The 25,619-nt window shown below is 71.8% G+C and carries 25 protein-coding genes; 7 read left to right on the forward strand and 18 right to left on the reverse strand.

What is annotated here, in order from left to right:
* Positions 1-116: 116 nt before the first annotated feature.
* The 5 genes from ACXR8F_RS11945 to ACXR8F_RS11965 are packed head-to-tail and all read right to left on the reverse strand — an operon-like array spanning position 117 to position 5,698.
* The gene (locus ACXR8F_RS11945) at positions 117-1,070 is read right to left on the reverse strand and encodes an NAD-dependent epimerase/dehydratase family protein (protein WP_458800695.1); all 954 of its coding nucleotides are present in this window, start codon (positions 1,068-1,070) and stop codon (positions 117-119) included.
* Complete coding sequence (locus tag ACXR8F_RS11950) at positions 1,067-2,653, reverse strand: class I adenylate-forming enzyme family protein (RefSeq protein WP_458800697.1); 1,587 nt, start codon at positions 2,651-2,653, stop codon at positions 1,067-1,069. Before ACXR8F_RS11950 ends, ACXR8F_RS11945 begins: the two co-directional genes overlap by 4 nt.
* Positions 2,650-3,903 carry a cytochrome P450 gene (locus ACXR8F_RS11955; RefSeq protein WP_458800699.1) on the reverse strand — a complete coding sequence of 418 codons (1,254 nt, stop codon included), beginning with the start codon at positions 3,901-3,903 and terminating at the stop codon, positions 2,650-2,652. Before ACXR8F_RS11955 ends, ACXR8F_RS11950 begins: the two co-directional genes overlap by 4 nt.
* The gene (locus ACXR8F_RS11960; protein WP_458800701.1) at positions 3,900-4,679 is read right to left on the reverse strand and encodes a glycosyltransferase family 2 protein; all 780 of its coding nucleotides are present in this window, start codon (positions 4,677-4,679) and stop codon (positions 3,900-3,902) included. Before ACXR8F_RS11960 ends, ACXR8F_RS11955 begins: the two co-directional genes overlap by 4 nt.
* Before the next feature lie 8 nt (positions 4,680-4,687).
* Entirely contained in the window at positions 4,688-5,698 is a 1,011-nt protein-coding gene (locus tag ACXR8F_RS11965; protein ID WP_458800703.1) for a 3-oxoacyl-ACP synthase III family protein, read from the reverse strand.
* A gap of 528 nt (positions 5,699-6,226) precedes the next feature.
* On the opposite strand from ACXR8F_RS11965, the gene ACXR8F_RS11970 reads away from it, so the two are divergent.
* On the forward strand, positions 6,227-7,024 hold the full coding sequence (locus tag ACXR8F_RS11970; protein ID WP_458800705.1) for a cytochrome P450: 798 nt from the start codon (positions 6,227-6,229) through the stop codon (positions 7,022-7,024).
* A gap of 10 nt (positions 7,025-7,034) precedes the next feature.
* Here ACXR8F_RS11970 and ACXR8F_RS11975 read toward each other — a convergent pair whose 3' ends face one another.
* From ACXR8F_RS11975 to ACXR8F_RS11985, 3 genes are read right to left on the reverse strand one after another with little or no spacing between them, the layout of a single operon-like run.
* On the reverse strand, positions 7,035-7,817 hold the full coding sequence (locus ACXR8F_RS11975) for a TSUP family transporter (protein ID WP_045191729.1): 783 nt from the start codon (positions 7,815-7,817) through the stop codon (positions 7,035-7,037).
* Positions 7,814-8,599, reverse strand: coding sequence for an HAD family hydrolase (locus ACXR8F_RS11980; RefSeq protein WP_045191728.1), 786 nt, complete (start codon positions 8,597-8,599; stop codon positions 7,814-7,816). Before ACXR8F_RS11980 ends, ACXR8F_RS11975 begins: the two co-directional genes overlap by 4 nt.
* A complete protein-coding gene (locus tag ACXR8F_RS11985; RefSeq protein ID WP_458800708.1) occupies positions 8,596-10,374 on the reverse strand; it encodes a proline--tRNA ligase in 1,779 nt (592 codons plus the stop codon). Before ACXR8F_RS11985 ends, ACXR8F_RS11980 begins: the two co-directional genes overlap by 4 nt.
* 399 nt (positions 10,375-10,773) lie before the next feature.
* On the opposite strand from ACXR8F_RS11985, the gene mmsA reads away from it, so the two are divergent.
* From mmsA to ACXR8F_RS12005, 4 genes are all read left to right on the forward strand, one after another.
* The gene (gene mmsA / locus ACXR8F_RS11990) at positions 10,774-12,312 is read left to right on the forward strand and encodes a multiple monosaccharide ABC transporter ATP-binding protein (protein WP_045191783.1); all 1,539 of its coding nucleotides are present in this window, start codon (positions 10,774-10,776) and stop codon (positions 12,310-12,312) included.
* Positions 12,313-12,396: 84 nt separating this feature from the next.
* Positions 12,397-13,689, forward strand: a complete 1,293-nt coding sequence (gene mmsB, locus ACXR8F_RS11995) for a multiple monosaccharide ABC transporter permease (RefSeq protein WP_045191724.1) — start codon at positions 12,397-12,399, stop codon at positions 13,687-13,689.
* 100 nt (positions 13,690-13,789) lie between these two features.
* Complete coding sequence (locus tag ACXR8F_RS12000; protein WP_045191723.1) at positions 13,790-14,893, forward strand: substrate-binding domain-containing protein; 1,104 nt, start codon at positions 13,790-13,792, stop codon at positions 14,891-14,893.
* Positions 14,894-15,020: 127 nt separating this feature from the next.
* Positions 15,021-15,869, forward strand: coding sequence for a GNAT family N-acetyltransferase (locus ACXR8F_RS12005; RefSeq protein WP_458800711.1), 849 nt, complete (start codon positions 15,021-15,023; stop codon positions 15,867-15,869).
* On the opposite strand, the gene ACXR8F_RS12010 is transcribed toward ACXR8F_RS12005, so the two are convergent.
* The 10 genes from ACXR8F_RS12010 to ACXR8F_RS12055 all read right to left on the reverse strand — a co-directional run bounded on the left by ACXR8F_RS12010 (position 15,859) and on the right by ACXR8F_RS12055 (position 24,682).
* Entirely contained in the window at positions 15,859-16,269 is a 411-nt protein-coding gene (locus tag ACXR8F_RS12010; RefSeq protein WP_045191721.1) for a DoxX family protein, read from the reverse strand. The genes ACXR8F_RS12005 and ACXR8F_RS12010 overlap by 11 nt on opposite strands.
* A 28-nt stretch (positions 16,270-16,297) precedes the next feature.
* Positions 16,298-17,143, reverse strand: a complete 846-nt coding sequence (locus ACXR8F_RS12015) for a GNAT family N-acetyltransferase (RefSeq protein WP_458800713.1) — start codon at positions 17,141-17,143, stop codon at positions 16,298-16,300.
* 122 nt (positions 17,144-17,265) lie between these two features.
* Positions 17,266-17,922 (reverse strand): nucleoside/nucleotide kinase family protein, encoded by a 657-nt coding sequence (locus tag ACXR8F_RS12020; RefSeq protein ID WP_045191720.1) that lies wholly within the window; start codon positions 17,920-17,922, stop codon positions 17,266-17,268.
* Positions 17,923-19,083: a flavodoxin-dependent (E)-4-hydroxy-3-methylbut-2-enyl-diphosphate synthase gene (gene ispG / locus ACXR8F_RS12025; protein ID WP_458800716.1), complete on the reverse strand. Its 1,161-nt coding sequence runs from the start codon at positions 19,081-19,083 to the stop codon at positions 17,923-17,925.
* A 58-nt stretch (positions 19,084-19,141) separates the two neighbouring features.
* On the reverse strand, positions 19,142-20,488 hold the full coding sequence (locus ACXR8F_RS12030; RefSeq protein WP_458800718.1) for a M50 family metallopeptidase: 1,347 nt from the start codon (positions 20,486-20,488) through the stop codon (positions 19,142-19,144).
* An 85-nt stretch (positions 20,489-20,573) separates the two neighbouring features.
* Positions 20,574-20,756, reverse strand: a complete 183-nt coding sequence (locus tag ACXR8F_RS12035; RefSeq protein WP_458800720.1) for a hypothetical protein — start codon at positions 20,754-20,756, stop codon at positions 20,574-20,576.
* 2 nt (positions 20,757-20,758) lie between these two features.
* The gene (locus tag ACXR8F_RS12040) at positions 20,759-21,439 is read right to left on the reverse strand and encodes a hypothetical protein (RefSeq protein ID WP_458800721.1); all 681 of its coding nucleotides are present in this window, start codon (positions 21,437-21,439) and stop codon (positions 20,759-20,761) included.
* Positions 21,440-21,615: 176 nt separating this feature from the next.
* On the reverse strand, positions 21,616-22,836 hold the full coding sequence (dxr, locus tag ACXR8F_RS12045) for a 1-deoxy-D-xylulose-5-phosphate reductoisomerase (protein ID WP_458800722.1): 1,221 nt from the start codon (positions 22,834-22,836) through the stop codon (positions 21,616-21,618).
* A 25-nt stretch (positions 22,837-22,861) separates the two neighbouring features.
* Positions 22,862-23,383, reverse strand: a complete 522-nt coding sequence (locus ACXR8F_RS12050) for a pyridoxamine 5'-phosphate oxidase family protein (RefSeq protein ID WP_458800723.1) — start codon at positions 23,381-23,383, stop codon at positions 22,862-22,864.
* Positions 23,384-23,419: 36 nt separating this feature from the next.
* Positions 23,420-24,682 (reverse strand): SRPBCC family protein, encoded by a 1,263-nt coding sequence (locus tag ACXR8F_RS12055; RefSeq protein WP_458800725.1) that lies wholly within the window; start codon positions 24,680-24,682, stop codon positions 23,420-23,422.
* Positions 24,683-24,783: 101 nt separating this feature from the next.
* Between ACXR8F_RS12055 and ACXR8F_RS12060 the strand changes: the two genes are divergently transcribed.
* Positions 24,784-25,269, forward strand: a complete 486-nt coding sequence (locus ACXR8F_RS12060; protein WP_045191780.1) for a guanyl-specific ribonuclease — start codon at positions 24,784-24,786, stop codon at positions 25,267-25,269.
* On the forward strand, positions 25,266-25,613 hold the full coding sequence (locus ACXR8F_RS12065; RefSeq protein WP_052677370.1) for a barstar family protein: 348 nt from the start codon (positions 25,266-25,268) through the stop codon (positions 25,611-25,613). Before ACXR8F_RS12060 ends, ACXR8F_RS12065 begins: the two co-directional genes overlap by 4 nt.
* Positions 25,614-25,619: the final 6 nt, after the last annotated feature.

Genomic DNA, 25,619 nt, shown 5'->3' on the forward strand with positions numbered 1-25,619 from the left:
TGCGGCTCGGCGGGGGCTGCGGGCCGCGGAGTGCTCACGGGCCTCGGGATGGGCGAGGGAGGTCATGGGACTCAGGTTCGGGTCGCAACCTGTGCGGGCGCTGTGCCGGCCGGATGTCAGGCGTGTGAGTCGTGTGCCGTTGGCCCGGGATGCCAGCGGGAGAGGTCGGTCGGCCGGGGCTCGACACCCAGCTGCGTCCGCAGCCGGGTCGTGTCGAACTCGCGGCTGACCGCGAGGTGCGAGACCGCGTATGCCGTCAGCAGCGGTGCTGTGGTCGAGCCGGCCGCCCGCGCCGCCCCCTCGAGGAGCAGGGCAGCGACCCAGGCGGCCGGTGTCCCGGTGAAGACGGGGCGCTCGGTCCATGCGTTGGCGGCTGCGACGCCCGCCACGACCTCCGCGAGACGCAGGGGTGCGGCATCGGCGACGTTGAGCACCCCTGTGCAGGAGCCGGACTCGCAGGCGGCGGCTGCGGCCTCGGCCACGAGGGACACGTCCGTGAGGTGGAGACGAGTCGAATGGCTGCCCGGGCACAGCAGCAGGCCACGGCGGCGGGCACGTTCGAGCCTGGGCAGCAGCGTGGTGTCGCCCGGCCCGTGAACCGCGTGCGGCCGCAGCACGACGGCGTCCTCACGAGCGAGCACGAGGCGCTCCTGAGCGGCCTTGGCCCGCGAGTAGGCAGAGAGAGGACGGCTGGTCACGGGCACCGCCTCGGTCAGGCGGTGCCGCGGGGCGTGCGGCGCCCGCAGCGGGTAGACGCTGCACGACGACACGAGCACGATGTGCGCGTGCGGCCACGTCCGGAGCACCGACCTCGTGCCCTCGACGGTCACCGCCTCGTGCACCGGCCAGGGGTCCCACTCGTCGACGTGTGCGGCAACATGCACGACCGCGTCGACGGCTCCGGGCTCGGGCAGGGGCCCGGAGGTGAGATCCCAGCGGCGGTGCTCCAGCCCGGGCCGTGGCCGGACGGGCCGCCGGCTGAGCGCGAGCACGTCGTGGCCACGCCGGAGCAGTGCCTCCGACACCACACCGCCGACGAAGCCGCTGGCTCCGGTGACCGCGACCCTCACGCCCGCGCCGCCCGCGGTGCGCGCGCCACGAGCTCGTGCAGGGCCTCGAGGTCGACGGCGTTGGAGCGCCCTCGCCGCGGGACGGTGTCGACGACGAGCACGTCGTCCGGGCGCCAGGCCTCGTCGGCCAGCTGCGCCCACGAGCGGTGGACCTCGCGGGCCACGGCACGCGCGTCCGCGTGGGAGGCGCCGGGCACGGGCACGACCGCCAGCACGACCCGCTCGTCACCCGAGACCGGGTCGGTCAGTCCGACGAGGGCGCAGTCGCGCAGCCGCGTCCCGTGCCGCTCCAGCAGCAGCGGCTCGACGAGCTCCGGGTAGATGTTCGTCTGCCCGCGGATGATCATGTTCTTCGCCCTGCCGGCCAGCAGGAGCGAGCCGTCGGCAGCGAGCTCACCGAGGTCTCCGGTGTGGACCTCCGTGTCGGCGGCGTGGCCGGCGATCCGGTGGCGTGCCTGCGGCGCTCGCACGACGATCTCCCCGACACCCGACGCGTCGGCCCGGTCGATGCGGACGCGTACGCCGGGGAGGGGGTGCCCGAGGACGGTGCGGTCCGGCGGGGAGGACAGCACCTCCTCCCCGGTGGCGACGGCGACCGGCAGCGCCTCGGTGAGGCCGTAGACGGCGCGGACCTCCACGCCGGGTGCGAGGGCCGACAGCCTGCGGACGGTCGCGGGCAGCACGGGCGCCCCACCCGTGGCCACGGTGCGCAGCGTCGGGGGGAGGCCGCGCGAAGCGGCGTCGAGCAGCTTGGCCGGGACGGCGTACGCGTGGGTGGCGCGCTCGCGGCGCGCCTGGCGCACCCACGCCGCGGTGGAGGCGGTCACGGAGGGGAGGGACCAGACGGCCCCTCCGACGAGGGCGGGCAGGCCGAGCATGAGCTGGTCGGTGTGCAGGACGACCTCGCCGCCGAGGTGCAGGGCCTCGACGGCTGCGTGCACTCCTGCCGACAGCGACGCGACCGTGTGGACGACCGCACGTGGTGCCGCGGTGGAACCCGACGTGAACACGACGAGCGCGTCTCGCGAGGGCGGCAGCTCGGTGGGCGCGAACGGGCCGCGCGGCAGCGACTCCCAGCGGGTCGCGCTCGCGGGGACGCCGGGGAGTCGCGGCCCGGACACGACGTGGAGCAGGCCGGGCGTGGAGAGGTCTGGCAGCTGCAGGCCCGAGGTCGCGGGCAGCCGTGCGATCAGCGTGGAGAACGGAGGACGGGTGGCCGCGTGCACGACGGTGTCGGCGACGGCCGCCGCCACGGGCACGGTGCGACGGCGCACGTCGAGCAGTGCCTCCCCGGCCCCCGGGTCGGCGACGACGACCACTCCCCCGGCGAGCACGACGCCGAGGGCTGCCATCACGGCGCGCGGCGACGGCCGAAGGGCGAGCAGCACACCATCACCGACGGCCAGATCGGCGGCACTGAGATGCGCTGCGACAGAGGCGATCCCGTCCGCGAGGTCACCGTAGGTCACCGAACGGCCGTGGCTGTCGCGGATGGCGAGACGCCGGGGCTGCTCCGCGCCGCGCGTGAGCAGGGCGGAGACGAGGTCGGTGGTGGGTGTCGTGGCCACACGGGGTGCGGTCACGTCGCCGACCCCGCGACCTGCCGCGCCGCTGCCCCGCGCCTTGCCGTGTCGGCGCGGGCGTCGCCGGCCGGCGCGGCGGCTCGGAGCCGCAGCTCGGCATACCGAGGCACGAGCACCCGTCTGGCGGCCCGCCGGCCCGTGACCACGAGCCCGCGGTCGCTCGCGACGTCGAGCAGCATCCCCGTCATCGAGGTCAGCTCTGCGAGGGCGAGGGGCGCCCCCAGGCAGAAGTGCGGACCGGCGCCGAACCAGAGGTGGCGCAGGTCGCCCTCGGTCCGTCGTCCGGGGTCGAAGCCGCCCTCGCGTCGCGTCGCCCACCAGAGCAGAACCACGACGCGCTCGCCCGCGCGCACCCTCAGGCCGTCGACGTCCGCGTCCGTGGCGCACCGCCGCAGGGTGGCCAGGCTCGGCGTCGTCATGCGCAGCCCCTCGGCCACGACCGCCCCGACGTCGCACCGGGACGCCGTGGACGGCGCCAGGAGCCCTGCGTCGGCGAGCTGCCCGGCGATCCGCGGCAGGGCGCTGCTCACGGTGCCCGTGCCGGTGAGGAACAGGGCCGCGGCAAGTGCACGTGCGTCGGCGAGCGAGACACCCTGTCGGGCAAGACGGCCCATCACGGTGGACGATGAGCCCTCCACGTGGGCGGCCTCGGCCGCGTCCTGCACGACGGCCAGCGACGCCCGAGCCCTCACCACGTCGTCGGCGTCGAGCGTGCGGGTGCGCCATCGCACCGTCGACTCGATCGCGTCTCCCGCGTCCAAGAGCACCGACGGCGGCGTGGCCGGGTCCAGCCCCACCACCGCCCCGATGGTGGACGCCGACACCGCTCGCGCGAGCTCGACGACGTCGACCTCGTCACCGTGTTCCAGCCGTTGCCTCGCGCGCGCCACGAGAGGTCCGGTGGCGGCCTCGTGCACCTCGCGGACCGCCTTGGGCGAGAACAGGTCGGCGAGCGAGCGCCGCAGTGCCCGGTGCTCGGTCCCCTCCATGTTGAGCAGGACGCGCTCGCCGAGCACGGGGGTCCAGAGCGCCCCCGAGGAGCCGGGCCCGTTCTTGACGAAGGACTCGGTGTCGGTGAGGACGCGCCGGGCGGCACTGGCGTCGGCGACGAGCACACCGACCCCCGGCAGGCGGACCACCGCTCGCCCGGAGACGGCTGCGTCGACGACCCGCGCGACGACCGGATGTGCCGAGCGGACAAGCCTCGACTCCCAGCGGCTGCCCGCGTCGGTGGGACGCAGCGCCCTCACGCGACGGTCCGCACGTCGACGACGTCCGGTCGGTGGCTGTGGTCCAGGTACCAGCGCAGCGTGTTGCGCAGCCCGTAGGCACGCAGCCGGCGCACCGAGGCGTGCACGACGAGGTCACGGTGGTGCTCGACGCGGGCCGACACCCGGCGTATGCGGTTGACGAGCTCGCGGTCCTCGTGGACCTCCTCGATGGCGGTGCGGGGGAAGCCGCCGCTCGCTTCGTACGCGTGGGCGCTGACGCCGAGGTTGCAGCCCGGGCTCATCCGGTAGGGGCCGAGCAGCTCGGGCGCGCGGTTGCCCGGGCGGAAGCGGCCGAAGGCCTGGCACAGGCCGATGACGCCGGGGAGCACGATGCGCTCCCACGGACGCAGCCGCACCTCGTCGGAGCGGGCGCGCATCGGGCCCGTGACGAGGTCGGCGCCCGCGCCGAACGCCCGTCGAGCCACGGCCGTCCAGTCCGCAGACGGCAGCGTGTCGGCGTCGGTGCGCAGCACGTGGGTCGCTCCGCGGGCGATCGCGTGGCGCACCCCGGTGTCGGCCGCGGCACCGGTGCCCTTGCGAGGTTCGGTGACCACGGTGACCCCGAGACCGTATGCCGCACAGGCACGCTCGACCTCGGCGACCGTTGCGTCGGTGCTGCCGTTGTCGACGACCACGAGCCGGAAGTCGCGGTCGCGCTGGGCGGCGAGCGCAGCGATCGTGGCGGCGATGCCGGCCTGCTCGTTCCACGCCGGCACCACGACCCAGAGGCGCACGCCGTCGACATCGGACGGCATACGGCCGCTCACCAGCGCACCGCCATCGTGCCGACGCTGATGCCTCCGGCGAGCCCGACGAGCAGCACGGGTTCGCCGGGACGGGCCAACCCGAGGCGCTCGATCTGCTGCCACTGCAGCGGGAGCGTCGCCGACGCGCAGTTGCCGTTGTCGGGCAGGGTCTCGACGACGAGCTCGCGGCGCAGGCCCAGCCGGGCCGCGAAGTGGTCGAGGTAGGGCATCGCCACCTGGTGCACCGCCACGGCGACGAAGTCCTCGACGCCCAGCCCGTCGGCCTTGAGCGCCCGGTGGATCTCCTCGACGTCGACGCTGTCGAAGGCCTGACGCAGCCGCGCGCCGTCCATGACGAAGTAGCCCTTGTCGACGTCGCGGGGGTGGCGGGTGCCGCCCGCAGGCAGCTGGCCGACCGCCCAGTGCCGCGACTCGGCGGTGAACCAGCGGTGCAGGATCTGGCCGCGCGCGCCGTCCGCGGCCCGCTCGACGACGCAGGCGGCTCCGGCGTCGCTCATCGTGTAGCCGGGCACGGACTCGACGAACTGGGCGGAGTCCCGCACGCTCCACCGCGCGGCGCGCGACGGCATCTCACCCGTGACGACGAGCACCCTCGAGTACTGGCCCATCTCGACGAGGGCCTCGGCCACCTGGACTCCGTTGAGCCACGAGTTGCAGGCGTTCTTCACGTCCATCACAGGGCAGCGCAGCCCGAGGAGGTCAGCCACGATGTGCGAGGTCGCCGGCTCGACGAGGTCCTGCGACGCCGAGGCGAAGACGAGCAGGTCGACGTCGTGGGTGTCGAGCCCGAGCGAGTCGAGCGACGTGCGCGCCGAGGCAGCCGCGAGGTCGGACGCCTGCGTCTCGGGACCGGCGTGGTGGATGCGCCGGACCCCCGTGAGCCGCCCGAGCACCCCGGTGGGCGGCACGAAGCCCTGGCTCGAGCCGACGACGCGGGCCTCGACCTCGTCCACGGTGATGGCGTGGGACGCCACCCGAGCACTCACACCGGCGATGCGACTGGCCATGCGACGGCGGCCCTCCCTGGCTCGGCGACGCGGCTCCTGCTGAGCCGTGCGGGCAGTTTACGGTGAGGCCATGGCGCGCGGGCTGAGCGGACGTACTCACCGGACGGCCGCCCGTCACGAGCGTCGGGTCGTGTGGGCGGCGAACCCCCGGCTCGGTCCGCTCGTCTCCGGCGCCCGCCTCGCGCCGCCCATCGTCCGTGTGCCGCGCCTCGGCTGGGTCGTGCGCGACCCGTCCCTCATCCGGGCCCTGCTCGTCGACCACCGCTCCACGTCGCTGCTCGGCGAGGGCGGTGTGGGGCACCTCTGGTCGCAGGTGCTCGGTGACTGGGTGGACGAGCTGTTCGACGGTCGGGGCCACCACTCGCTGCGCACCCGGGCGCGAGACCTGTTCACCGACGCCGCGGCTCGCGAGCTGGTCGGGCCGGCCGCCCAGCCGGTCGTGGCCGTCCTGCACTCCCGTCTGCGGGCCGGGCAGCCGGTGGACGTCGCCGACCTCGCTCGCGTCCTCGTGGGCCGCATCGTCGTCGCATGCTCGGCCTGGATCCCGCCGCCCTGGCCCCCGGAACGGGCACGACCGCCGGTGGGCACCCGAGCGCCGACGGCTGGGACGTCTATCGGCACGTCTTCGGCCGCGGCGAGGAGCTCGCGGCACTCGCGCTCGGCACCCAGTCCGACACGACGCTCTCCGACTCCACCGTCGAACAGGCCCGGTCGATCCTGCTCGAGCTGACGGCCGGCGTGCCCGAGGCCTACCGCTCCTCCCCCGAGTCGACGCTGCTGGGCCGGTGCCGCACCCTCGGAGTGACGGAGCAGGAGGCCACCGGGCTGGCCTCGCTCCTGCTCGTCGCGGGCACCGAGACGGCCGCGAGCGCCATCTCGCGGACGGCCGCGCTGCTCGCCGACACGGGTCAGGCGGCCCGCCTGTCGGCCGCCTCGGGCCCCCACCGAGACGCCCTGGTCGAGGCGGCCGTACGCGAGGGGCTGCGGGTCACGACGCCGGCACCGGTCATCGGCCGGCACGTCACCGACGACGTGACGGTCGGCGGCCGGCGCCTGCGCGCGGGTGACCGCGTGCTCGCCCTGACCTACGTCGCCAACACCGCCCCGGGGGCCCTCGACCTGGACCGCCCTTACCTGCCCGAGAACCGGCACCTGTGGTTCGGCGCGGGCCGCCACCTGTGCCTCGGCGCGCCCGTGGCCCGTGAGGAGCTGCGACGGATGGTCGGGGCGCTCGCCGATGCCGGGCCGTGGACGGTCGTCGAGCGCGAACCGGCGCGCGGCGTGCTCATCCCCACCTACCGCCGGCTCGTCGTCGGGCCGTCCTGACGGGAGCCGGTCAGGCCCACCAGCCGATGAGGCTGCCGCCGATCTTGACGATGAAGGCGCTGACGATGACGACGAAGACGCCGCGCACGAAGCCACTGCCGCGCGCCACGGCGGTGCGGGCCCCGACGTAGCCCCCGACGAGGTTCGCGGCCGCGATCACGACGCCGACCTTGAGCAGCACCAGGCCCATCGGGGCGAAGACGGTCAGGGCGCCGAGATTCGTCGCGAGGTTCGCGATCTTCGCCTTGGCGCTCGCCTCGAGGAAGTTGTAGCCGAGCAGCCCGACGAGGGCGAAGACGAGGAAGCTGCCGGTGCCCGGCCCCAGCGCACCGTCGTAGGCGCCGATGACGAAGCCGGTGACCATCGCCAGGACCGTGTGCCGGGCACCGTGGAACCGGCGGATGGACTCCTTGCCGAGGTCGGGCTTGAAGAGCGTGTAGGCGCCCACCACGACGAGCAGCACGAGGATGATCGGGTTGAAGGCGGACTTCGGGATGTGCAGGCCGATGAGCGCGCCGCCGATGGACCCGACGTACGCGACCGCGGCCATCGGCAGGGCCGTACGCAGGTCCGGGCGCACCCGGCGGTAGAAGGTGACCGAGCTCGTGGTCGTGCCGAAGACCGAGCCGAACTTGTTCGTCGCGAGCAGCTGCGCCGGGGTCGCACCGGGCAGACCGACGAGCAGGGCCGGCAGCTGGACGAGACCCCCGCCGCCGACGACGGCGTCGACCCACCCCGCGACGAACGATGCGGCGCCGAGGAAGGCGAGGGTCGTGAGGGTCGGGTCGCTCACGCCCCGACGCCGCCCGCGGCCTGGTGGTTCCAGAACGCGACGATGCCGGCGACGTCGAGCAGCTCGTCGGCCACGGCGTCGGGCCGCGCGTCGACCGGCATCCGCTGGCCGGCCGGGATGTCGGAGTGCGGGACGAGGATGGCGCGCATCCCGACCTGGTGCGGCCCGTGGACGTCCTCGAAGAGCCGGTCGCCGACGTAGACGGTCCGCTCGGGCTCGACGTCGAGGGCCGTACAGACCGCGCGGAACGCGTCGGGGTGCGGCTTCACGACGTGGATCTCGGACGAGTAGACGTCGGCGTCGAGCAGGTCGAGCACCCCGTCCCGCTCGAAGACCTCGCGGTGGTAGTCGCGCGTCCAGATGGTGTTGGAGAGCACACCGACGCGGATCCCCTTGCGCCGCAGCGACTCCCAGAGCGGGCGCACTTGGGCGTCGGTGTGGGTGTGGGGCTCCCAGAACCGGCGGTAGGCGGCCAGGGCGAGGTGGTGTCGGTCGTGCTCGGGGTCGACACCTGCGTCGTCGAGGATCGCCGCGATCGAGGCGCTCTCGTGGGTCTCGCGCCCCCGCCGCCACGCCCGGTCCTCGGCCTCGAGGATGCGCATCGCCAGCGAGTCGGCCTCCGCGAGGTCCTCGGCCGGCATGTCGGGGTCCTCGACCGGTAGGCCGTGGACGGTTCGCGCGAAGACGCGCCACTGCTGCGGCAGGTCGACCTCGTGCCAGGGCGTCAGGGTGCCGCCCCAGTCGAAGACGACCGCCTCGACGGGACGGGCGGCAGCCGTCACGAGCGCTCGACCTCGGCCGTCACCTCGGCGGTCAGTGCCGCCACGACGTCGTCGACCGCGACCTCGCGGCGCTCGCCGGAGCGACGGTCCTTGATCTCGACCTTGCCGTCGGCGAGACCGCGACCGATGACGAGGATCGTCGGCACGCCGATGAGCTCGGAGTCCTTGAACTTCACACCGGGGCTGACGCCCTTGCGGTCGTCGACGAGGACCGACAGTCCCTGCACCTCGAGCTCGCGCGCGATCTCCTCGGCCTTGACGAAGAGTGCCTCGTCCTTGCCGGCGGCCACGATGTGCACGTCGACGGGCGAGAGCTCGCGCGGCCAGATGATGCCCGCCTCGTCGTTGTTGCCCTCCACGACGCAGGCGACTGCGCGGGAGACGCCGACGCCGTAGGAGCCCATCACAACGGTGACGAGCTTGCCGTTCTGGTCGAGCACCTTGAGGTCGAGGGCCTCCGCGTACTTCGTGCCGAGCTGGAAGACGTGGCCCATCTCGATGCCCCGGGCGGCCGAGAGGGTGTGGTCGCAGGTGGGGCAGGCGTCGCCGGGTCGCACCTCGGCCGCCTCGATGGTGCCGTCGGCGGTGAAGTCACGGCCGGCGACGAGGTCGAGGACGTGCTGGCCGGGCACGTTGGCGCCGGTGACCCACCGGGTGCCGTCGGCGACGCGCGGGTCGAGCAGGTAGCGGATGCCGGTGCTGCCATCGGAGCCGAGAGCCCCCGGGCCGATGTAGCCCTTGACGAGGGCGGGGTTGGCGGCGAAGTCGGCCTCGGTGAAGGCCTCCACCTCGGCCGGCTCGACCTGGGCGCCGAGGCGCTTCTCGTCGACCTCGCGGTCGCCGGGCACGCCGATGGCGAGCGGCTCGCGCGTGCCGTCGGGGTGCACGAGCATGACGACGACGTTCTTGAGGGTGTCGCCGGCCTCCCACGCGCGGTCGTCGCGCGGGAAGCGCTCGTTGAGGTGCGCCACGAGCGTCTCGATGGTGGGGGTGTCCGGGGTGTCCTCGGCGTGCGCGGCAGGCACGCCGTCCCACCCGACCGGGTCGGGGGCGGGCACGCGCACGGCCTCGACGTTCGCGGCGTACCCGCAGCTCGTGCAGTGGACGTACGTGTCCTCGCCGACCTCGGCCGTGGCGAGGAACTCCTCGCTCTTGCTGCCACCCATGGCGCCCGCCATCGCCTCGACGATGACGTAGTGGAAGCCGAGGCGGTCGAAGATGCGGACGTACGCGTCACGGTGCAGCTGGTAGCTCTTGTCGAGGCCGGCCTCGTCGACGTCGAACGAGTACGAGTCCTTCATGACGAACTCGCGACCGCGCAGCACGCCTGCGCGCGGACGGGCCTCGTCGCGGTACTTCGTCTGGATCTGGTAGATCGACAGCGGCAGGTCCTTGTAGGAGCTGTAGAGGTCCTTGACCGTCTGGGTGAACATCTCCTCGTGGGTCGGGCCGAGCAGGTGGTCGGCCCCCTTGCGGTCCTGGAGCCGGAAGATGTTGTCGCCGTACTCGGTCCAGCGGCCGGTCGCCTCGAAGGGCTCCTTGGGCAGCAGGGCCGGGAAGAGCAGCTCCTGGGCGCCGATCGCGTCCATCTCCTCGCGCACGATCCGCTCGACGTTGCGCAGCACGCGCAGGCCGAGAGGCAGCCAGGTGTAGACGCCGGGGCTCACGCGGCGGACGTAGCCGGCGCGGACGAGCAGCTTGTGGCTCGGGACCTCTGCGTCCGCCGGGTCCTCGCGAAGCGTTCGCAGGAACAGGGACGACATGTGCAGGGCCACCGGGACTCCTCGGGTGCTGCGCTGGGCGCGCGTGGGTGCGGAACGTGCGCAGGATATCGGCCGCTCCGAGGACCGCTCTTGGCACGTGTCCTGTCCTGTTCCTGTCCGGTCAGGACAAGAACAGGTCACCCGCTTGACCGGTGGCTCGGCCGCGTGTTCAGTGAGCCTGCCGGCACAGCGGTGTCAGGAAGGTCCGGGATCGTGACGTCCTTGTGACAACGCCACCGCCGGGTTCGGCGACGTGAGCACGAACGGTGAGCAACAATCGGCATTGAGTGCATGCACCCGTGGACACCACAAAGGAGTGTTGACGACCAGATGAGCGACCCCTCCACCCCGGCTCCGGGCCACGCGGGCAGTGACGTCACGAGCGGCCAGCCGGGCAACGTCATCCTCGAGATGCGAGACATCACCAAGGAGTTTCCGGGGGTCAAGGCCCTCTCCAACGTGTCGATGGCGGTCCGCCGCGGCGAGGTCCACGCCATCTGCGGCGAGAACGGCGCCGGCAAGTCGACCCTGATGAAGGTGCTGTCCGGCGTCTACCCGGCCGGCAGCTACGACGGTGAGATCCACTTCGAAGGCCGGCTCGTCGAGTTCCACAACATCCGCGACAGCGAGCACGCGGGCATCGTCATCATCCACCAGGAGCTCGCGCTCATCCCCGAGATGTCGATCGCCGAGAACATCTTCCTCGGCAACGAGACGGCGAGCGGCGGCGTCATCGACTGGCTCTCCACCCGCGTCAAGGCGCGCGAGCTGCTCGCCCGTGTCGGCCTCCAGGAGGAGCCCGACACGAAGATCCGCGAGATCGGTGTCGGCAAGCAGCAGCTCGTCGAGATCGCCAAGGCGCTCTCCAAGGACGTGAAGCTGCTCATCCTCGACGAGCCCACGGCCGCGCTCAACGAGGGCGACTCCCAGCACCTGCTCGACCTCATCGCGGGGCTGCGCGCCAAGGGCGTCACGTGCATCATGATCAGCCACAAGCTCAACGAGATCGAGCAGATCGCCGACTCCATCACGATCATCCGTGACGGCAGGTCCATCGAGACGCTGCGCGTCAAGGAGGACGGCGTCGACGAGAACCGGATCATCCGGGGCATGGTCGGGCGCGACCTCGAGTCGCGCTTCCCCGACCACACGCCGAAGATCGGCGAGGTCTTCTTCGAGGTGAAGAACTGGACCGTCCGCCACCCGAGCGTCCCCGACCGGCTCGTGGCCAAGCACAGCGACTTCTTCGTGCGCCGCGGCGAGATCGTCGGCTTCGCCGGCCTCATGGGGGCCGGCCGCACCGAGCTGATGCGCAGCCTCTTCGGCCGCTCCTACGGCACGTACGTCGAGGGCTCCATCGTCAAGGACGGCAAGGAGCTCAGGCTGCGCAGCGTGGCCGACGCCATCGACGCCGGCCTCGCCTACGTCACCGAGGACCGCAAGTCGCTCGGCCTGAACCTGCTCGACGACATCAAGCGCACCACCGTCTCGGCCCGCCTCTCGCGCATCACCAAGGGCTTCGTCGTCGACGACCGCCAGGAGTACAACTACGCCGAGTCGTACCGGAAGTCGTTGCGCACCAAGGCTCCCAACGTCGACGAGGGCGTCGCGAAACTGTCGGGCGGCAACCAGCAGAAGGTCGTGCTGGCCAAGTGGCTCTTCACCGAGCCCGACCTGCTCATCCTCGACGAGCCGACCCGTGGCATCGACGTCGGCGCGAAGTTCGAGATCTACGGGATCATCCAGCGCATGGCGTCCGAGGGGAAGGGCGTCATCCTCGTCTCCTCGGAGCTGCCCGAGCTGATCGGGCTGTCCGACCGCATCTACACCATCAGTGAAGGTGCCGTCACCGGCGTGCTCGACCGCGAGCAGGCCGACCAGGAGTCGCTGATGCGGCTCATGACCCGCCGCACGCCCGGTGGCGGCGACCGGTCACGCGAGAGCGCCTGAGCGGCCGCCACGGGCCACCCACCCCGTCGACACGCAGCGCCCACTCCCCTCCCCATCCACACCCGACAGAGCCAGGAAGCACCAATGGACAAGGTCAAGAAGATCTTCGGTGGCGACACCCGTCAGCTCGGCATGATCTTCGCCCTCGTGGCGCTGATCATCTTCTTCCAGATCTGGACCGCAGGGCTCACGCTGACGCCCGACAACGTCATCAACATCTTCCAGCAGAACTCCTACATCCTCGTCCTCGCGATCGGCATGGTGCTCGTCATCATCGCCGGCCACATCGACCTCTCCGTCGGCTCCGTCGCGGCGTTCGTCGGCATCTCGGTCGCCATCGCGATGCGCGACTGGGGGCTCAGCTGGTGGCTCGGCATCCTCTTCGGGCTCGCGCTCGGCGCCCTGGTCGGGGCGTGGCAAGGCCTCTGGACGGCGTACGTCGGCATCCCGGCGTTCATCGTGACGCTGTCGGGCATGCTGCTCTTCCGCGGCGCGAACCAGTACGTCGGCAAGTCGAACTCCGTGCCCGTCTCCGACGACTTCCAGGTCATCGGTGGCGGCTACCTGCCCGAGGTCGGGCCCAACACCGGCTACAACAACCTCACCGTGCTGCTCGGGTTGCTGCTCGCAGCCGGCATCGTCTACGGCGCCCTCCGCAGCCGCCGCGCGCTCGTCAAGCTCGGCGCCGAGGTCGAGGACGCCTGGGTCATGTGGGTGCGGCTGGCCCTGATCTGCGCGGCGATCATCGCGGCGACGCTGCTCTTCGGCTCCGGCCGACCGGGCACCTCGTTCCCCGTCGCGGGCATGATCCTGGCGGTCCTCGTGCTGCTCTACGGCTTCATCTCCAACCGCACCGTCATCGGCCGCCACATCTACGCCGTCGGTGGCAACCGCCACGCGGCCGAGCTCTCCGGCGTCAAGAGCAAGAAGGTCAACTTCCTGGTCATGATGAACATGTCGATCCTGGCGGCGCTCGCCGGCATGATCTTCGTGGCCCGCTCCACCGCCTCGGGCCCGGCCGACGGTGTGGGCTGGGAGCTCGACGCCATCGCGGCCGTCTTCATCGGTGGCGCCGCCGTCACCGGCGGCGTCGGCACCGTCGTCGGCTCGATCGTCGGGGGCCTCGTCATGGCCGTGCTCAACAACGGCCTGCAGCTCAAGGGAATCGGTGCCGACGCGACCCAGATGATCAAGGGCCTCGTGCTGCTCGTCGCCGTCGCGTTCGACGTCTACAACAAGTCGCAGGGCCGCGCCTCGCTCATCGGCCTGCTCATGCGCAACGCCCGCGGGCGCGGCGGTGGCGACGACGTCACTCCCCCGCCGTCGGCCGAGACCGAGACCGCTCCGATCAACGAGAGCATCCGCCAGTCCAGCTGAACCGCCCGGGTTCGGCTGACCCTCAGACCCGGTCAGGGCGCCCGCCCGAGACCGAGAAGGATCCGCGTTCGCCCGGACGCGATGAGAGGAAAGAGAGCACATGCGTACCTTCACCAAGGTGCTGGGCGTCACGGCTGTGGCTGCCCTTGTTCTGACCGGTTGCGGTCGGAACAGCGACACCGGCGCGACGCCGGGCGCTTCCAACGGGGGCTCCGCGGCAGCAGGCTTCCCGGCCAACGCGATGATCGGCGTCGCCCTGCCGAAGAAGACCTCCGAGAACTGGGTGCTCGCCGAGCAGCTGTTCAAGGACGGCCTGTCCTCGGCCGGCTTCCAGGGCGACGTCCAGTTCGCCAACGGTGGCGTGTCGGAGCAGCAGAACCAGATCTCGGCCATGGTGACCAAGGGCGCCAAGGTCATCGTCGTGGGCGCCCTCGACGGCTCGCAGCTGGGCACCCAGCTCAAGGCCGCCAAGGACGCCGGCGCGATCGTCATCGCCTACGACCGCCTCGTGAAGAACACGAACGCCGTCGACTACTACGTCGCCTACGACAACTTCAAGGTCGGCGAGCTGCAGGGCCAGGCCCTGCTCGACGGCATGGCCAAGAAGAAGCCGAACGGCCCGTACAACATCGAGCTGTTCGCCGGCTCCCCCGACGACGCCAACGCGCAGGTCTTCTTCGACGGCGCCATGAAGGTGCTCAAGCCGAAGATCGACGACGGCACGCTCAAGGTCGTCTCCGGGCAGACCGCCTTCAACCAGGCCGTCACCCAGGACTGGAAGGCCGAGAACGCCCAGAAGCGCATGGACACGCTCCTCGCGGCGAACTACACGAGCGCCGCCCTTGACGGCGTTCTGTCGCCGAACGACACGCTGGCCCGCGCGATCCTCACGTCGGTCAAGGCAGCCGGCAAGCCGAACCCGATCGTGACCGGTCAGGACTCCGAGGTCGAGTCGGTCAAGTCGATCATGGCCGGGGTCCAGTACTCCACGATCAACAAGGACACCCGCAACCTGGTCAAGGAGACCCTCGCCATGGTGTCGGCCCTCCAGAAGGGCCAGACGCCGACGGTCAACGACACCAAGTCCTACAACAACGGTGTCAAGGTCGTCCCGGCCAACCTGCTCCCGCCGGTCATCGTGACCAAGGAGAACGCGGCCGAGGCGTACGCCAACGACCCGACGCTCGCGCCGCTCACCAAGTGAGCTGACGCCCTCGGGCGCCCGTCACGAAGGCCCGTCCCTCCGGGGGCGGGCCTTCGTCGTGTGCGCCCCATGCCGTATGCCGTCGCGTGCGTAGGGCAGAACGCTCGCGATGGGCGACACTGACGTCATGTCCTCGGCGTCGTTCTCGTACTCGTTGATCACCGAGCCCACCCTCGCACGAACGGCATTCGCGGCCCTGGTCGCACGAGAGCCGGAGGCGCTCAGTGTCGTCGCGAGCGTCACCGAAGGGCTGGTCGCCGACCCCAGCCGCTGCGTCGGACCGCGCTGGTGGGTGGGCACCGACGAGGCAGGAGAGGTCCTGGCCGCGTTCATGCACACGCCGCCGCGCCACCTCCACATCGCGCTGGCGACACCGGCCCAGGCGCGCGCGCTCGCGGCGGTGCTCGCCGACGCCCACGACAGCCTCCCCGGCGTCGGTGGCCTGCGCGAGCCGACCGAGGCCTTCTCCGACGAGTGGGTCCGAAGGACCGGCGTGACCGCGACGGTGTCGATGGAGATCGGCCGGTTCGACCTGCCGGGGCGTCCTCAGGTGCCCTTCGAGGTGCCGGGAGACTTCCGGGTCGCTACGGAGGCCGACACCACGCTGTTGGACGAGTGGCACCAGCAGTTCTACGAAGCGATCGACGGGCCGGGTGCGCTGGCCTCGCCGCTCGACCGGCACATCGCGTCGGGACGGGTCGGCCTGTGGGTGCACGGCGGTCGTCCGGTCTCCATGGCGTACGCCTCCCCCGCCAACGGCGGGATCACCCGGATCTCGGGCGTCTGGACACCTCCCGAGCTTCGCGGCCACGGCTACGCCAGCGGGGTCGTGGCGGCCCTCAGCGCGGCGCGGCAGGACGCGGGCGAGTCGTGCATGCTCTTCACCGACCTCGCCAACCCCACGTCCAACGCCATCTACCAGGCGATGGGCTACCGCCGGGTCGGCGACAACCTCGACATCACCTTCACCGCATGACTCCCCCGGCACGCAGGGCCGCCCGGATCATCGGCCACTGCAGCGGCAGTCGCGCGACGGTGGCAGCGAGGTAGCCCTGCCGCACCGTGTCCGTGGGGTCGCGGTCGAGCCGCCGCTTCGCCTGGCCAGTCATCGTGACGTTGGCCGGGAACACGGCGACGAGCAGTGCAGCGGACGCCAGTCCTGCGACGCGACGCGTTCGAGGAACGAGAAGCCCTACCGCACAGACGATCTCGGCGGCACCGGAGGCGTACACGAGGGCCCGTCGGGACGGCAGCCGCTTCGGCACGATCGACTCGAACGGCTCGGGCCGCACGAAGTGCATGGCTCCGGACGTGAGGAAGAGACCCGCCAGGGCGATGGCGTCCTTGCCGAGGGGCGCGTTCGTCGCTGTCTTCATCCCCTCACCCTAGGCGGCCCTGTGCGCGTCAGAGCAGCACGGTCGTGAAGGCGCCTGCCTCGTGGAAACCGCAGCGGGCGTAGGCCGCCCGCGCCGCCACGTTGAAGTCGTTCACGTAGAGCGACACCTCCTCGGCCATCCCGGAGAGCACCTGCTCCACGACACTTGCCATGGCCGGGACCGAGAGTCCCTGCCCCCGCAGCCGTGGGTGCAGCCACACACCCTGCACCTGCGCACAGCCGAGGGCGAGCGACCCGACGTCGGCCTTGAAGACGACCTCGCCGTCCTCCACCTTGACGAAGGTGTGGCCGGCACGGACGAGGGCGGCCACGCTCGCCCGGTAGCCGCGGTCGGAGCCGAAGTACGGCGGGTAGCCGATCTCCTCGGTGAACATGTGCGCGGCGGCGGGCAGCACGATGTCGACCTCGTCGATGCGGGCCGGTCGCACGTCGGGGTCGAGCGTCAGCCCGAGGGTGGACGGGCGCTCGCGGGTCGTCATCAGGGGCTGGTGGGTGCGCACGGCACGCACGGGACCCCACGTCGGTCCCAGGCGGTCCCAGAGGCCGACGACCTGCGCGCTGGGACCGAAGATCGAGGCGCACTGGCGCCGCATCTTCATGATGCGGGTGGCCACCGCCGCAACACCCTCGTCGTCGAGCTCGACCGGCACGACGTTGGCGCTGACCCAGACGAGCCCCCGCAGCCGGCCGTCGTCCCAGTGGCCGAGGAGCGAGCCTGGCGAGGTCCTCAGGGATCCCTCGGCGATGCGCGCGGCGACGAAGACGTTGGCCACCCGGTCGCGGGCGCACACGGCAAGCGCGGAGTCCTTGTCGGCCACCGACAGCGGTCGCACGGGGAGGCGTTGGCGCAGCACCACCCAAGAGTGCCTGCCCGCGGCCCGGGTGTCACCCCGGCACGCCCCGCCGCCACCTCACGAACCCGTCACGGTCCGTCCTCGACGGCCCCACCTCCCGATCGAGAGAACGCTCCGTCAGGTCAGCGGCTCAGGACCGGGCGATCGAGGTCGGTGTTGTCGAAGACCCAGGTGGCACGCGCTCGCGGATCGGCCTCGGCCAGGTAGAGGCGCTGGCCACCCACGTAGCGGGCGTTCGACGCCGCCTCGGGGTCCGGGTCGTTCCCGGCCCCGAACCGCGCGTTGCCACGGGGCACCGACACCTCGAACGGCACGTCGACCCAGACCGCGGCGTCCCACACGCCGTCGAGCTCGGGGCGCTGGAGGAAGATGCCGTCGACGAGCAGGACCGTCGCGGGACCGACGTCGATCGGGGCGGGGTGTACGGCCCGGTCCTGCTCCACGTCGTGGACGGCCGGTGTCACCGGCAGGCCGCGCCGGAACGGCTCGACGACGGCACGCCGGAACGACCGGTAGTCGTAGGAGTCCTCGTAGAACGTGTCGGCGCCGCGTCCCCGGCGCTTGCGCTCGACCTCGGGACGGTGGAAGCCGTCGATCGACACCCGCAGCACGTCGCGGTGAGCCGCGACCACCTCGGCGAGCTGGTCGGCGAGCACGGTCTTGCCGGCGCCGTCGAACCCGTCGACCGCCACCGCCACCCGCTTCCCCGGCCGCAGCGCGAGGATGCGGTCCGCGAGCTCGCGCACGACGGCATACCGGATGGTGTCCGGCGGTCGCACTCAGCCGACGGTGACGCTGGGAGCGCCGGCCGACTCCTCGTCGACCGGCTCGCCGATCTCCTCGGCGATGCGCATGGCCTCCTCGATGAGCGTCTCGACGATCTGCGACTCGGGGACCGTCTTGATGACCTCGCCCTTGACGAAGATCTGGCCCTTGCCGTTGCCCGACGCGACACCGAGGTCGGCCTCGCGGGCCTCACCCGGGCCGTTGACGACGCAGCCCATGACGGCCACGCGCAGAGGCACGGTCATGCCCTCGAGGCCGGCGGTGACCTCGTCGGCGAGCTTGTAGACGTCGACCTGCGCCCGTCCGCACGACGGGCAGGAGACGATCTCGAGCTTGCGCGGGCGCAGGTTGAGGCTCTGGAGGATCTGGATGCCGACCTTGACCTCTTCGACGGGCGGCGCGCTCAGCGAGACACGGATGGTGTCGCCGATGCCGCGTGAGAGCAGCGCCCCGAAGGCGGTGGCCGACTTGATGGTGCCCTGGAAGGCGGGCCCGGCCTCGGTGACACCGAGGTGCAGGGGCCAGTCGCCGCGCTCGGCAAGCAGCTCGTAGGCCCGCACCATGACGACGGGGTCGTTGTGCTTGACCGAGATCTTGAAGTCGTGGAAGTCGTGCTCCTCGAAGAGGCTCGCCTCCCAGACGGCCGACTCGACGAGCGCCTCGGGCGTCGCCTTGCCGTACTTCTCCATGATCCGCCTGTCGAGGGAGCCGGCGTTGACGCCGATGCGGATCGAGACCCCGGCGTCCTTCGCCGCGCGCGCGATCTCCTTGACCTGGTCGTCGAACTGGCGGATGTTGCCCGGGTTGACGCGCACCGCGGCGCACCCGGCGTCGATGGCCGCGTAGACGTACTTCGGCTGGAAGTGGATGTCGGCGATGACCGGGATCTGGCTCTTCCTGGCGATCGCGGGCAGGGCCTCGGCGTCGTCCTGGCTCGGGCAGGCCACGCGCACGATGTCGCAGCCGGCGGCCGTGAGCTCGGCGATCTGCTGGAGCGTCGCGTTGATGTCGGTCGTCGGCGTCGTCGTCATCGACTGCACCGACACCGGGAAGTCGCTGCCGACCCCGACCTTGCCGACCTGGATCTGGCGGGTCTGCCGACGCGGGGCGAGGACCGGCGGGGGTGCGGACGGCATACCGAGGGAGACGCTCATGCCGCCATTATGTCCCGCGCGAGGACGGGACCCGGTCGCGGGCGGGTCGCGGGCGGGCTCAGCCGAAGAGCTTGATGGGCTTGACGATGTCGGCGTAGATGAGCAGCACCGACATCGTGATGAGCACGAGACTCATGCCGTACGCGACCGGTAGGCCCTTGGCGACGTCGACGAAGCCCGGGTCGGGCCGGTTGCGCAGGCGCGCCCAGCCCTTCTTGACGGCCTCCCACAGCGCGCCGGCCACGTGGCCGCCGTCGAGCGGCAGCAGCGGCACGAGGTTGAAGACGAAGAGGGCGAGGTTGAGCGAGGCGATGAGCAGGATGAGCTGGGCGATCTTGAGCCAGTTGCCGCCCTCGTCGGCCGGGATGTCGAGAGCCGCCACCTCGCCGCCGATGCGACCGACGCCCACGACGGAGATGGGGCCGTTCGGGTCGCGCTCGTCGGAGCCGAACGCCGCCTGGACGACGCCGGCCATCTTCTCGGGGATGCGCACGATGATCGAGGCGGTGTCGACGGTGCGGTCCCAGACGAACTTCGGCGCCTGGGCGATCGGCGTCTTGACCAGCTCCTGGCCCGGGGTGATGCCCGCGAAGCCCATGGAGGCGAGGACGAGCTTGCCGTCCCTGGCGACGGCGTTGCCCTGGTCGTCGTAGGTGGCGCGCTCGAGCACGGCGGGCGTGATCGTGACCGGCAGCTTCTGGTCGCCGCGCTGGACGACCCACGTCATGCTGCGACCCTTGCTGTCGCGGATGGCGCCGGAGACCTGGTCCCAGGTCGTCACCGCCCTGCCGTCGACGGAGACGATGCGGTCGTCCTCCCGGAGCCCCGCGGCCTTGGCCGGGGCGACCGGGTCGCCCGGCCGGCACTTGGGCTGGGGCACCTGCAGCGTCGGCGCGGCGGTGGGCACGCAGGCCGACAGCAGGCCGACCTTGGGGGCGACCTGCGGCAGGCCGTAGAGGGTGATGACGCCGGTCAGCAGCACCGCGGCGATGACGAGGTTCATCATCGGGCCGCCGAGCATGATGACGATCTTCTTGGCCGGGTTCAGCTTGTAGAAGACGCGGTCCTCGTCGCCGGGCTGGACCTCCTCCATGGAGTCGGCGCGGGCCTGGTCGACCATCTGGCTGAACCGGCCGGTCGAGAGGGTGCGCAGCTCGCCGGGCTTGTCGCCGGGGCGAGGCGGGAGCATGCCGACCATGCGGACGTAGCCGCCGAGCGGGATCGCCTTGATGCCGTACTCGGTCTCGCCGCGCCTGCGCGACCAGACGGTGGGGCCGAAGCCGACCATGTACTGGGTGACCTTGACCCCGAACTTCTTGGCGGGCACGAGGTGGCCGATCTCGTGCAGCGCGATGCTCAGCGCCACGCCGACGACGACGACCAGGACCCCTACGAGAAACAGCACACGACCATTGTCACATCGACTTCCTGAAATTCCGTTCGAGGTGATCCCGCGTCAGAGGTGACGCGGGATCACCTCGAACCAGCGGTCAGGCGGCCGCCTCCCCGCCCAAGCCGACTGATACCTGGCCCATGAAGAGGTCCGTCTCGAGTCGCAACCCGATCACGTCGATCCGCAGCACACGGTCGCCACCGAGCACGACGGCGTTCTGCCGCAGGTTGTCGGTCGTCACGGCCAGCCCCCAGCGGTGTTGTGCGCCGTCGATCTCCACGGTCAGGTCGTGGTCGTCCCAGCCGACATCGAGGTAGATGCGTCCGCGCGGTCCACGTCGAACCAGCTGGCGGTCCGGCTCCGGCAGACCTCGACCCTGCAGAGGCGCGCGAAGTCGAGCTCACCGAGACTCTGGACGCCGAAGGCGATGTCGCGGACAACCGCACGGATGAAGGCTCGCCGGGTGCGTCCGCGGACGACCTTCTGCGCCTCGGCAAGTCGCCGGGGTGTGGTGAGCCTCTGCTGCACGGTCATGAGGAGGATCAGGGCAGCCTGGCGGTCGCTCGTGGCCCAGTGGGCGGCTCGGATCGCCGCGACCTCGGGACGAGTGCGCGGCAGCCCGGACAGGACCTGCTCACCCGGAACGCGACGGATCACCTTGTGGATGCGCGCTCCCTGCAGCGGTGCGATGTCGTGGCGGTGGACGACCGACAGGTGCACCGAGTGCTCGTCGTAGCCGGCGAGACCTGCCTGCCGCAGCGACGTCACACCGTCCACAGCCGCGATGTCGACGCCCGTCTCCCACACCGCCGCCCAGCACCGGGCGAGCTCGGGCAGTCGGTCGAGAGGCTCGCGCGAGGTGCCGACGGTCTGCGAGCCGAGGACCAGCCAGCGCTCGGCACGGACCTCGCTGCGGATGTCGTGGCGGGTGATTCCCACCTCGGCCAGCTGGGAGCGCGACACCACACCCCCTTGCGGCTCCGCCAGCTGTTGCGCCAGTGCGCGTCGCTCTCTGCACACCCCGACTGTGCCGGGCACCAGGCCGACCGCGCTGGGCTCGCTGTCGGACCTGTGGACAACCCTCGTCCGTTCGAGGTGATCCCGCGTCACATCTGACGCGGGATCACCTCGAACCGGGGTCAGGAGGAGGCGATGGCGCGCTCGGCGGCGCTCCTGGCCCACGCGTCGGCGGCGAGGACGTCGTCGAGCGTGAGGTCGGCCGCGCGAGAAGCCGGCTCGACGGCATACGCGTCGACGACGTGCGCGACGGTGTCGACGATGTCGACGAAGCCGATGCGCCCGTCGTGGAAGGCGTCGACCGCGACCTCGTTGGCCGCGTTGTAGACGGCCGGCCACGTGCCGCCCGCCTCGCCGACGCGGCGGGCCAGGGCGACGGCCGGGAAGGCGTCGTCGTCAAGCGGCTCGAACTCCCAGCTCTGCGCCTTCGTCCAGTCGCACGGCACGTCGGCGTCGGCGATGCGCTCGGGCCAGCTCATCCCGAGCGCGATCGGCACGAGCATCCGCGGCGGCCCGGCCTGGGCGATCGTCGAGCCGTCGACGAACTCGACCATCGAGTGGATCATCTGCTGCGGGTGCACGACGACGTCGATGCGCTCGAACGGGATGTCGAAGAGCAGGTGCGCCTCGATGACCTCGAGGCCCTTGTTGACCAAGGTCGCCGAGTTCGTCGTGATGACGCGGCCCATGGCGAAGTTCGGGTGGGCCAGGGCCTGCTCGGGCGTCACGTCGGCGAGCTCGGCCCGGCTGCGTCCGCGGAACGGACCGCCGCTCGCGGTGACCACGAGGCGCCGCACCTCCTCGGCGCGGCCGCCCCGCAGGCACTGGGCGATCGCGGAGTGCTCCGAGTCGACGGGCACGATCTGACCGGGCGCTGCGACCGCCTTGACGAGCGGGCCGCCGATGATGAGCGACTCCTTGTTCGCCAGCGCCAGCGTCGTGCCGGCCCGCAGCGCGGCCAGCGTCGGCTCGAGGCCGATGGCTCCGGTGATGCCGTTGACGACGACGTCGGCGTCGCGGGCGGCGAGGGTCGTGCTGGCGTCGGGGCCGACGAGCACCTCGGGGGCGTATGCCGTCACGCCCGCCTCGTCGGCAGCGCGGGCGATCGCGCGCGCCACGTCGTCCTCCGTTGCACTCGCCACCGCCACGACCGGCACGCGCAGCGCCACGGCCTGCCGGGCGACGAGCTCGAGGTTGCTCCCGGCCGAGAGGCCCACGACCTCGAACCGGTCGGGGTTGCGCTCGACGAGGTCGATGGCCTGGGTGCCGATCGAGCCGGTCGAGCCGAGCAGGACGATGCGGCGGCGTGCCGGTGCCGAGATGTCGGCCGGGGTGTCAGTCACCCGGGCATTGTTCCGCAGACTCGAGTCAGGCAGTCACTCCCCGCGCCCGCAGCAGCTCGTCGCGCTCGAACGCGTAGGCGACCGCCCACGTCATCCGCAGGCGGTACATGCGGATGTCGTCTCCCCACGACCAGGGGCTGCTGCCGTAGTGCGCGGTCCAGTGCGCCTCGACCTCGTCGCGCTCGGGACCCGGCTGCATGAGGTCGGCGTAGCCGTGGGTGAAGAGGGCGAGGTCCTCACCGTCGACGTGGGCCACGCTGACCGCCGGCCGCGCCGCCAGGTGGCGGGCCTTGGCCGACGCGCCCGACGTGCTGAAGGTCCAGGTGCCGTGGAGGAAGTGGCCGTCGAGGGCGCTGATACGAGGCTCACCGGCTGCGGTGACCGTCGCGACCGACAGCACCTTCATGCCGGTCAGCAGCGCCACGAGCTGCTCGGCCGTCAGCGTGCGCTCGTCGGTGATGATCGCCCGCAGGTGCCCGGTGGCTCGCGCGATCGACGCGTCGAGCAGGGACTGGAGCGCGGCCGTCTCCTCGCTGGTCTCGAGCATGGTCCGACGTTAGACCCGATCGCCGACGCCCGAGGGTCAGCCGACGCCCTCGCCGAGGTAGAACACCGAGTCGCCGAGGAAGAAGCGCGGGCCGTAGTCGTAGGCCTCTCCCGGGTCTGGGACGTGCGGAGGCGGGAGCACGACGCTCGATGGCACCGAGGCGGCGTGCGTCGCCACCGCCGTCGGACCCTCGGTCTGCCCCGGTGGGAGGAATCCGGTCCGCGCGTCGCGCTGCGGACGGGCACCGCCCTCGGCGAGGTTCTTGATGACGTCGAGCCGGGTCTGCATGAACGCGGCGACAGCCGAGGAGTCGACGACGCGGCCCGGACCCGATGGCAGCCAGCCCGTGAAGGTCTCGGTGAGCCGGCTCCCCTCGCCGAGCGCCTCGATGGTCGTCACGACGTCGCTCTCGTGCGAGGCGGTGAGCTCCCGCTCGACGACTCGTGACGGCTGCACGGCTTCGACCACGAGCGACACGGTGGCTCCACGGCGTCCGCCGGCGTGACGGTGCACCGCGACGACGTGCTCGCGTGCGGGTTCGTCCGCGAGTCCCACCCGGACGAGGTGCTCGGTGTCGGGCTTGACCAGCAGTTCCGAGGACGGCTCCCCCAACACCTCCCAGAGCCTCTCCGGCGGCACCGTCAGGTCGATGGTCGCCGTCTCGCTGACGGGCGTGAACCCGGGAGGCGCGGTGGCCCCGACGGCCGGCGCGACAGACCCGGGAGCCGGTGCGACGACCCCGGGCCCCAGCACTCCGCACCGCGCCACGCGTTCCACCAGCTCGTCGGACTCGGCGTCGACGAGCGCGTCCCGGTCGCGGCCGTCGAGGTCGGCCTTGAGCCCGAGGAGTGCGCGGACGAGCCAGGCCCGGGCGAACGAGGCCGCGTCACCCGGTAGGGGGCCGCACAGCTGCTGCGCCACGACGCAGCCCTCGTCGAGCGGTTCGAGCGTCGTCGTGAGCGTGCGGGCGCTGGTGCCGTCAGCGGATCGCGTCACGACGCGCCGACCCTCTTCGAGCTCGACCACGGTGCTGAGTCCCGCCCAGAGCCGTCCGTTGCGCCGACGCCACACGCCGACGAACTCGGGCAGGTCGCCCGCCACGCGTCCGGGGAGGGACAGCACGCGTACGCAGTCGACGCCCAGCTCCGTCGACGCCGGGGGTGCGACGAGGTGCTGCCAGACCGTCGCGACGGGCTGCTCGACGAAGACGCGGTGGCCGACCTCAGCGGCAGCGGAGACCGGGGCCGGGTCGTCACGACGTCCGGCCCGCCCACCGAGAAGGCCACGGAGGATGCCCACGCCCGGCAGTCTCCCCCGGCGGGCGCCCGGCGTCAGTCGATTCGCGGCATTCGCCGACCTCGGCACGGTCACCGGTGGAGGTCGTCCGGCATGATGACGACGTGAAGTCGGTCGCGTCGCGCCACGTGCTCCTCGGCGTCCTGGTCGTCGCCCTCGTCGTGCTGGCGTGGCTCGTCGTCAGGGTGGCCCAGGGACCGTCCGACGCGCAGGGACGCACCTCCTCGGGCGCGCCCGCGTCGCCCGGAACCCGCGACACTCGGACGACGACCACTGCTCCGACAGGCACCGACCCCGTGTCCGGTCTGCCGTGGGTCGAGGAGTCGGCCCTGCCGCGAGAGGCGCGGGACACCCTCGCGCTGATCCGCGCTGGTGGCCCGTTCCCCTACCCACGCAACGACGACAAGACGTTCGCCAACCGGGAACGCTTGCTGCCCAACAGGACTCGGGGCTACTACCGCGAGTTCACCGTCGTGACGCCGGGATCCGACGACCGCGGTCCTCGACGCCTCATCACAGGCGGCGACGGTGAGATCTACTGGACCGACGACCACTACGCGTCGTTCCACCGGGTGAAGGAGACGACGTGACGACCTTTCTCGGCCGCCACAGCGAGCCGGACGACCACCTCGACCAGCTGCGCTGGCTCGGCCACGACGTGCGGGTCGTGTCCGGCGGCCACGACAAGGACAGCGTCCTCGAGGCGTTCGCCACGGCACTGGACCTGCCCGACTGGTTCGGCCACAACTGGGACGCCCTCCTCGACGCGCTGCGAGACCTCGAAGGTCCGCGCGGAGTTCCCATCGAGCTCGTGTGGGACCGAACCCAGGGGCTGCGCACCTCCGAGCGCGCCACCTACGAGACGGTCGTCGCGGTCCTCGAGCAGGTCGACGAGGAACGCCCCGACCTCAACGTCACCGTCATCGCGCGCTAGGGCAGA

This window comes from Terrabacter sp. AAH1, from assembly GCF_054456855.1.

Excerpts from the sequence above, each read along its gene's own strand:
- ACXR8F_RS12000 (WP_045191723.1), top strand. The coding sequence starts at position 13,790 with ATGCGTACCTTCACCAAGGTGCTGGGCGTCACGGCTGTGGCTGCCCTT.
- ACXR8F_RS11965 (WP_458800703.1), bottom strand. The coding sequence starts at position 5,698 with ATGGCCAGTCGCATCGCCGGTGTGAGTGCTCGGGTGGCGTCCCACGCC.
- ACXR8F_RS12050 (WP_458800723.1), bottom strand. The coding sequence starts at position 23,383 with ATGCTCGAGACCAGCGAGGAGACGGCCGCGCTCCAGTCCCTGCTCGAC.
- ACXR8F_RS12005 (WP_458800711.1), top strand. The coding sequence starts at position 15,021 with ATGTCCTCGGCGTCGTTCTCGTACTCGTTGATCACCGAGCCCACCCTC.
- ispG (WP_458800716.1), bottom strand. The coding sequence starts at position 19,083 with ATGAGCGTCTCCCTCGGTATGCCGTCCGCACCCCCGCCGGTCCTCGCC.
- ACXR8F_RS11960 (WP_458800701.1), bottom strand. The coding sequence starts at position 4,679 with ATGCCGTCCGATGTCGACGGCGTGCGCCTCTGGGTCGTGGTGCCGGCG.
- mmsA (WP_045191783.1), top strand. The coding sequence starts at position 10,774 with ATGCGAGACATCACCAAGGAGTTTCCGGGGGTCAAGGCCCTCTCCAAC.
- ACXR8F_RS11970 (WP_458800705.1), top strand. The coding sequence starts at position 6,227 with ATGCTCGGCCTGGATCCCGCCGCCCTGGCCCCCGGAACGGGCACGACC.
- mmsB (WP_045191724.1), top strand. The coding sequence starts at position 12,397 with ATGGACAAGGTCAAGAAGATCTTCGGTGGCGACACCCGTCAGCTCGGC.
- ACXR8F_RS12010 (WP_045191721.1), bottom strand. The coding sequence starts at position 16,269 with ATGAAGACAGCGACGAACGCGCCCCTCGGCAAGGACGCCATCGCCCTG.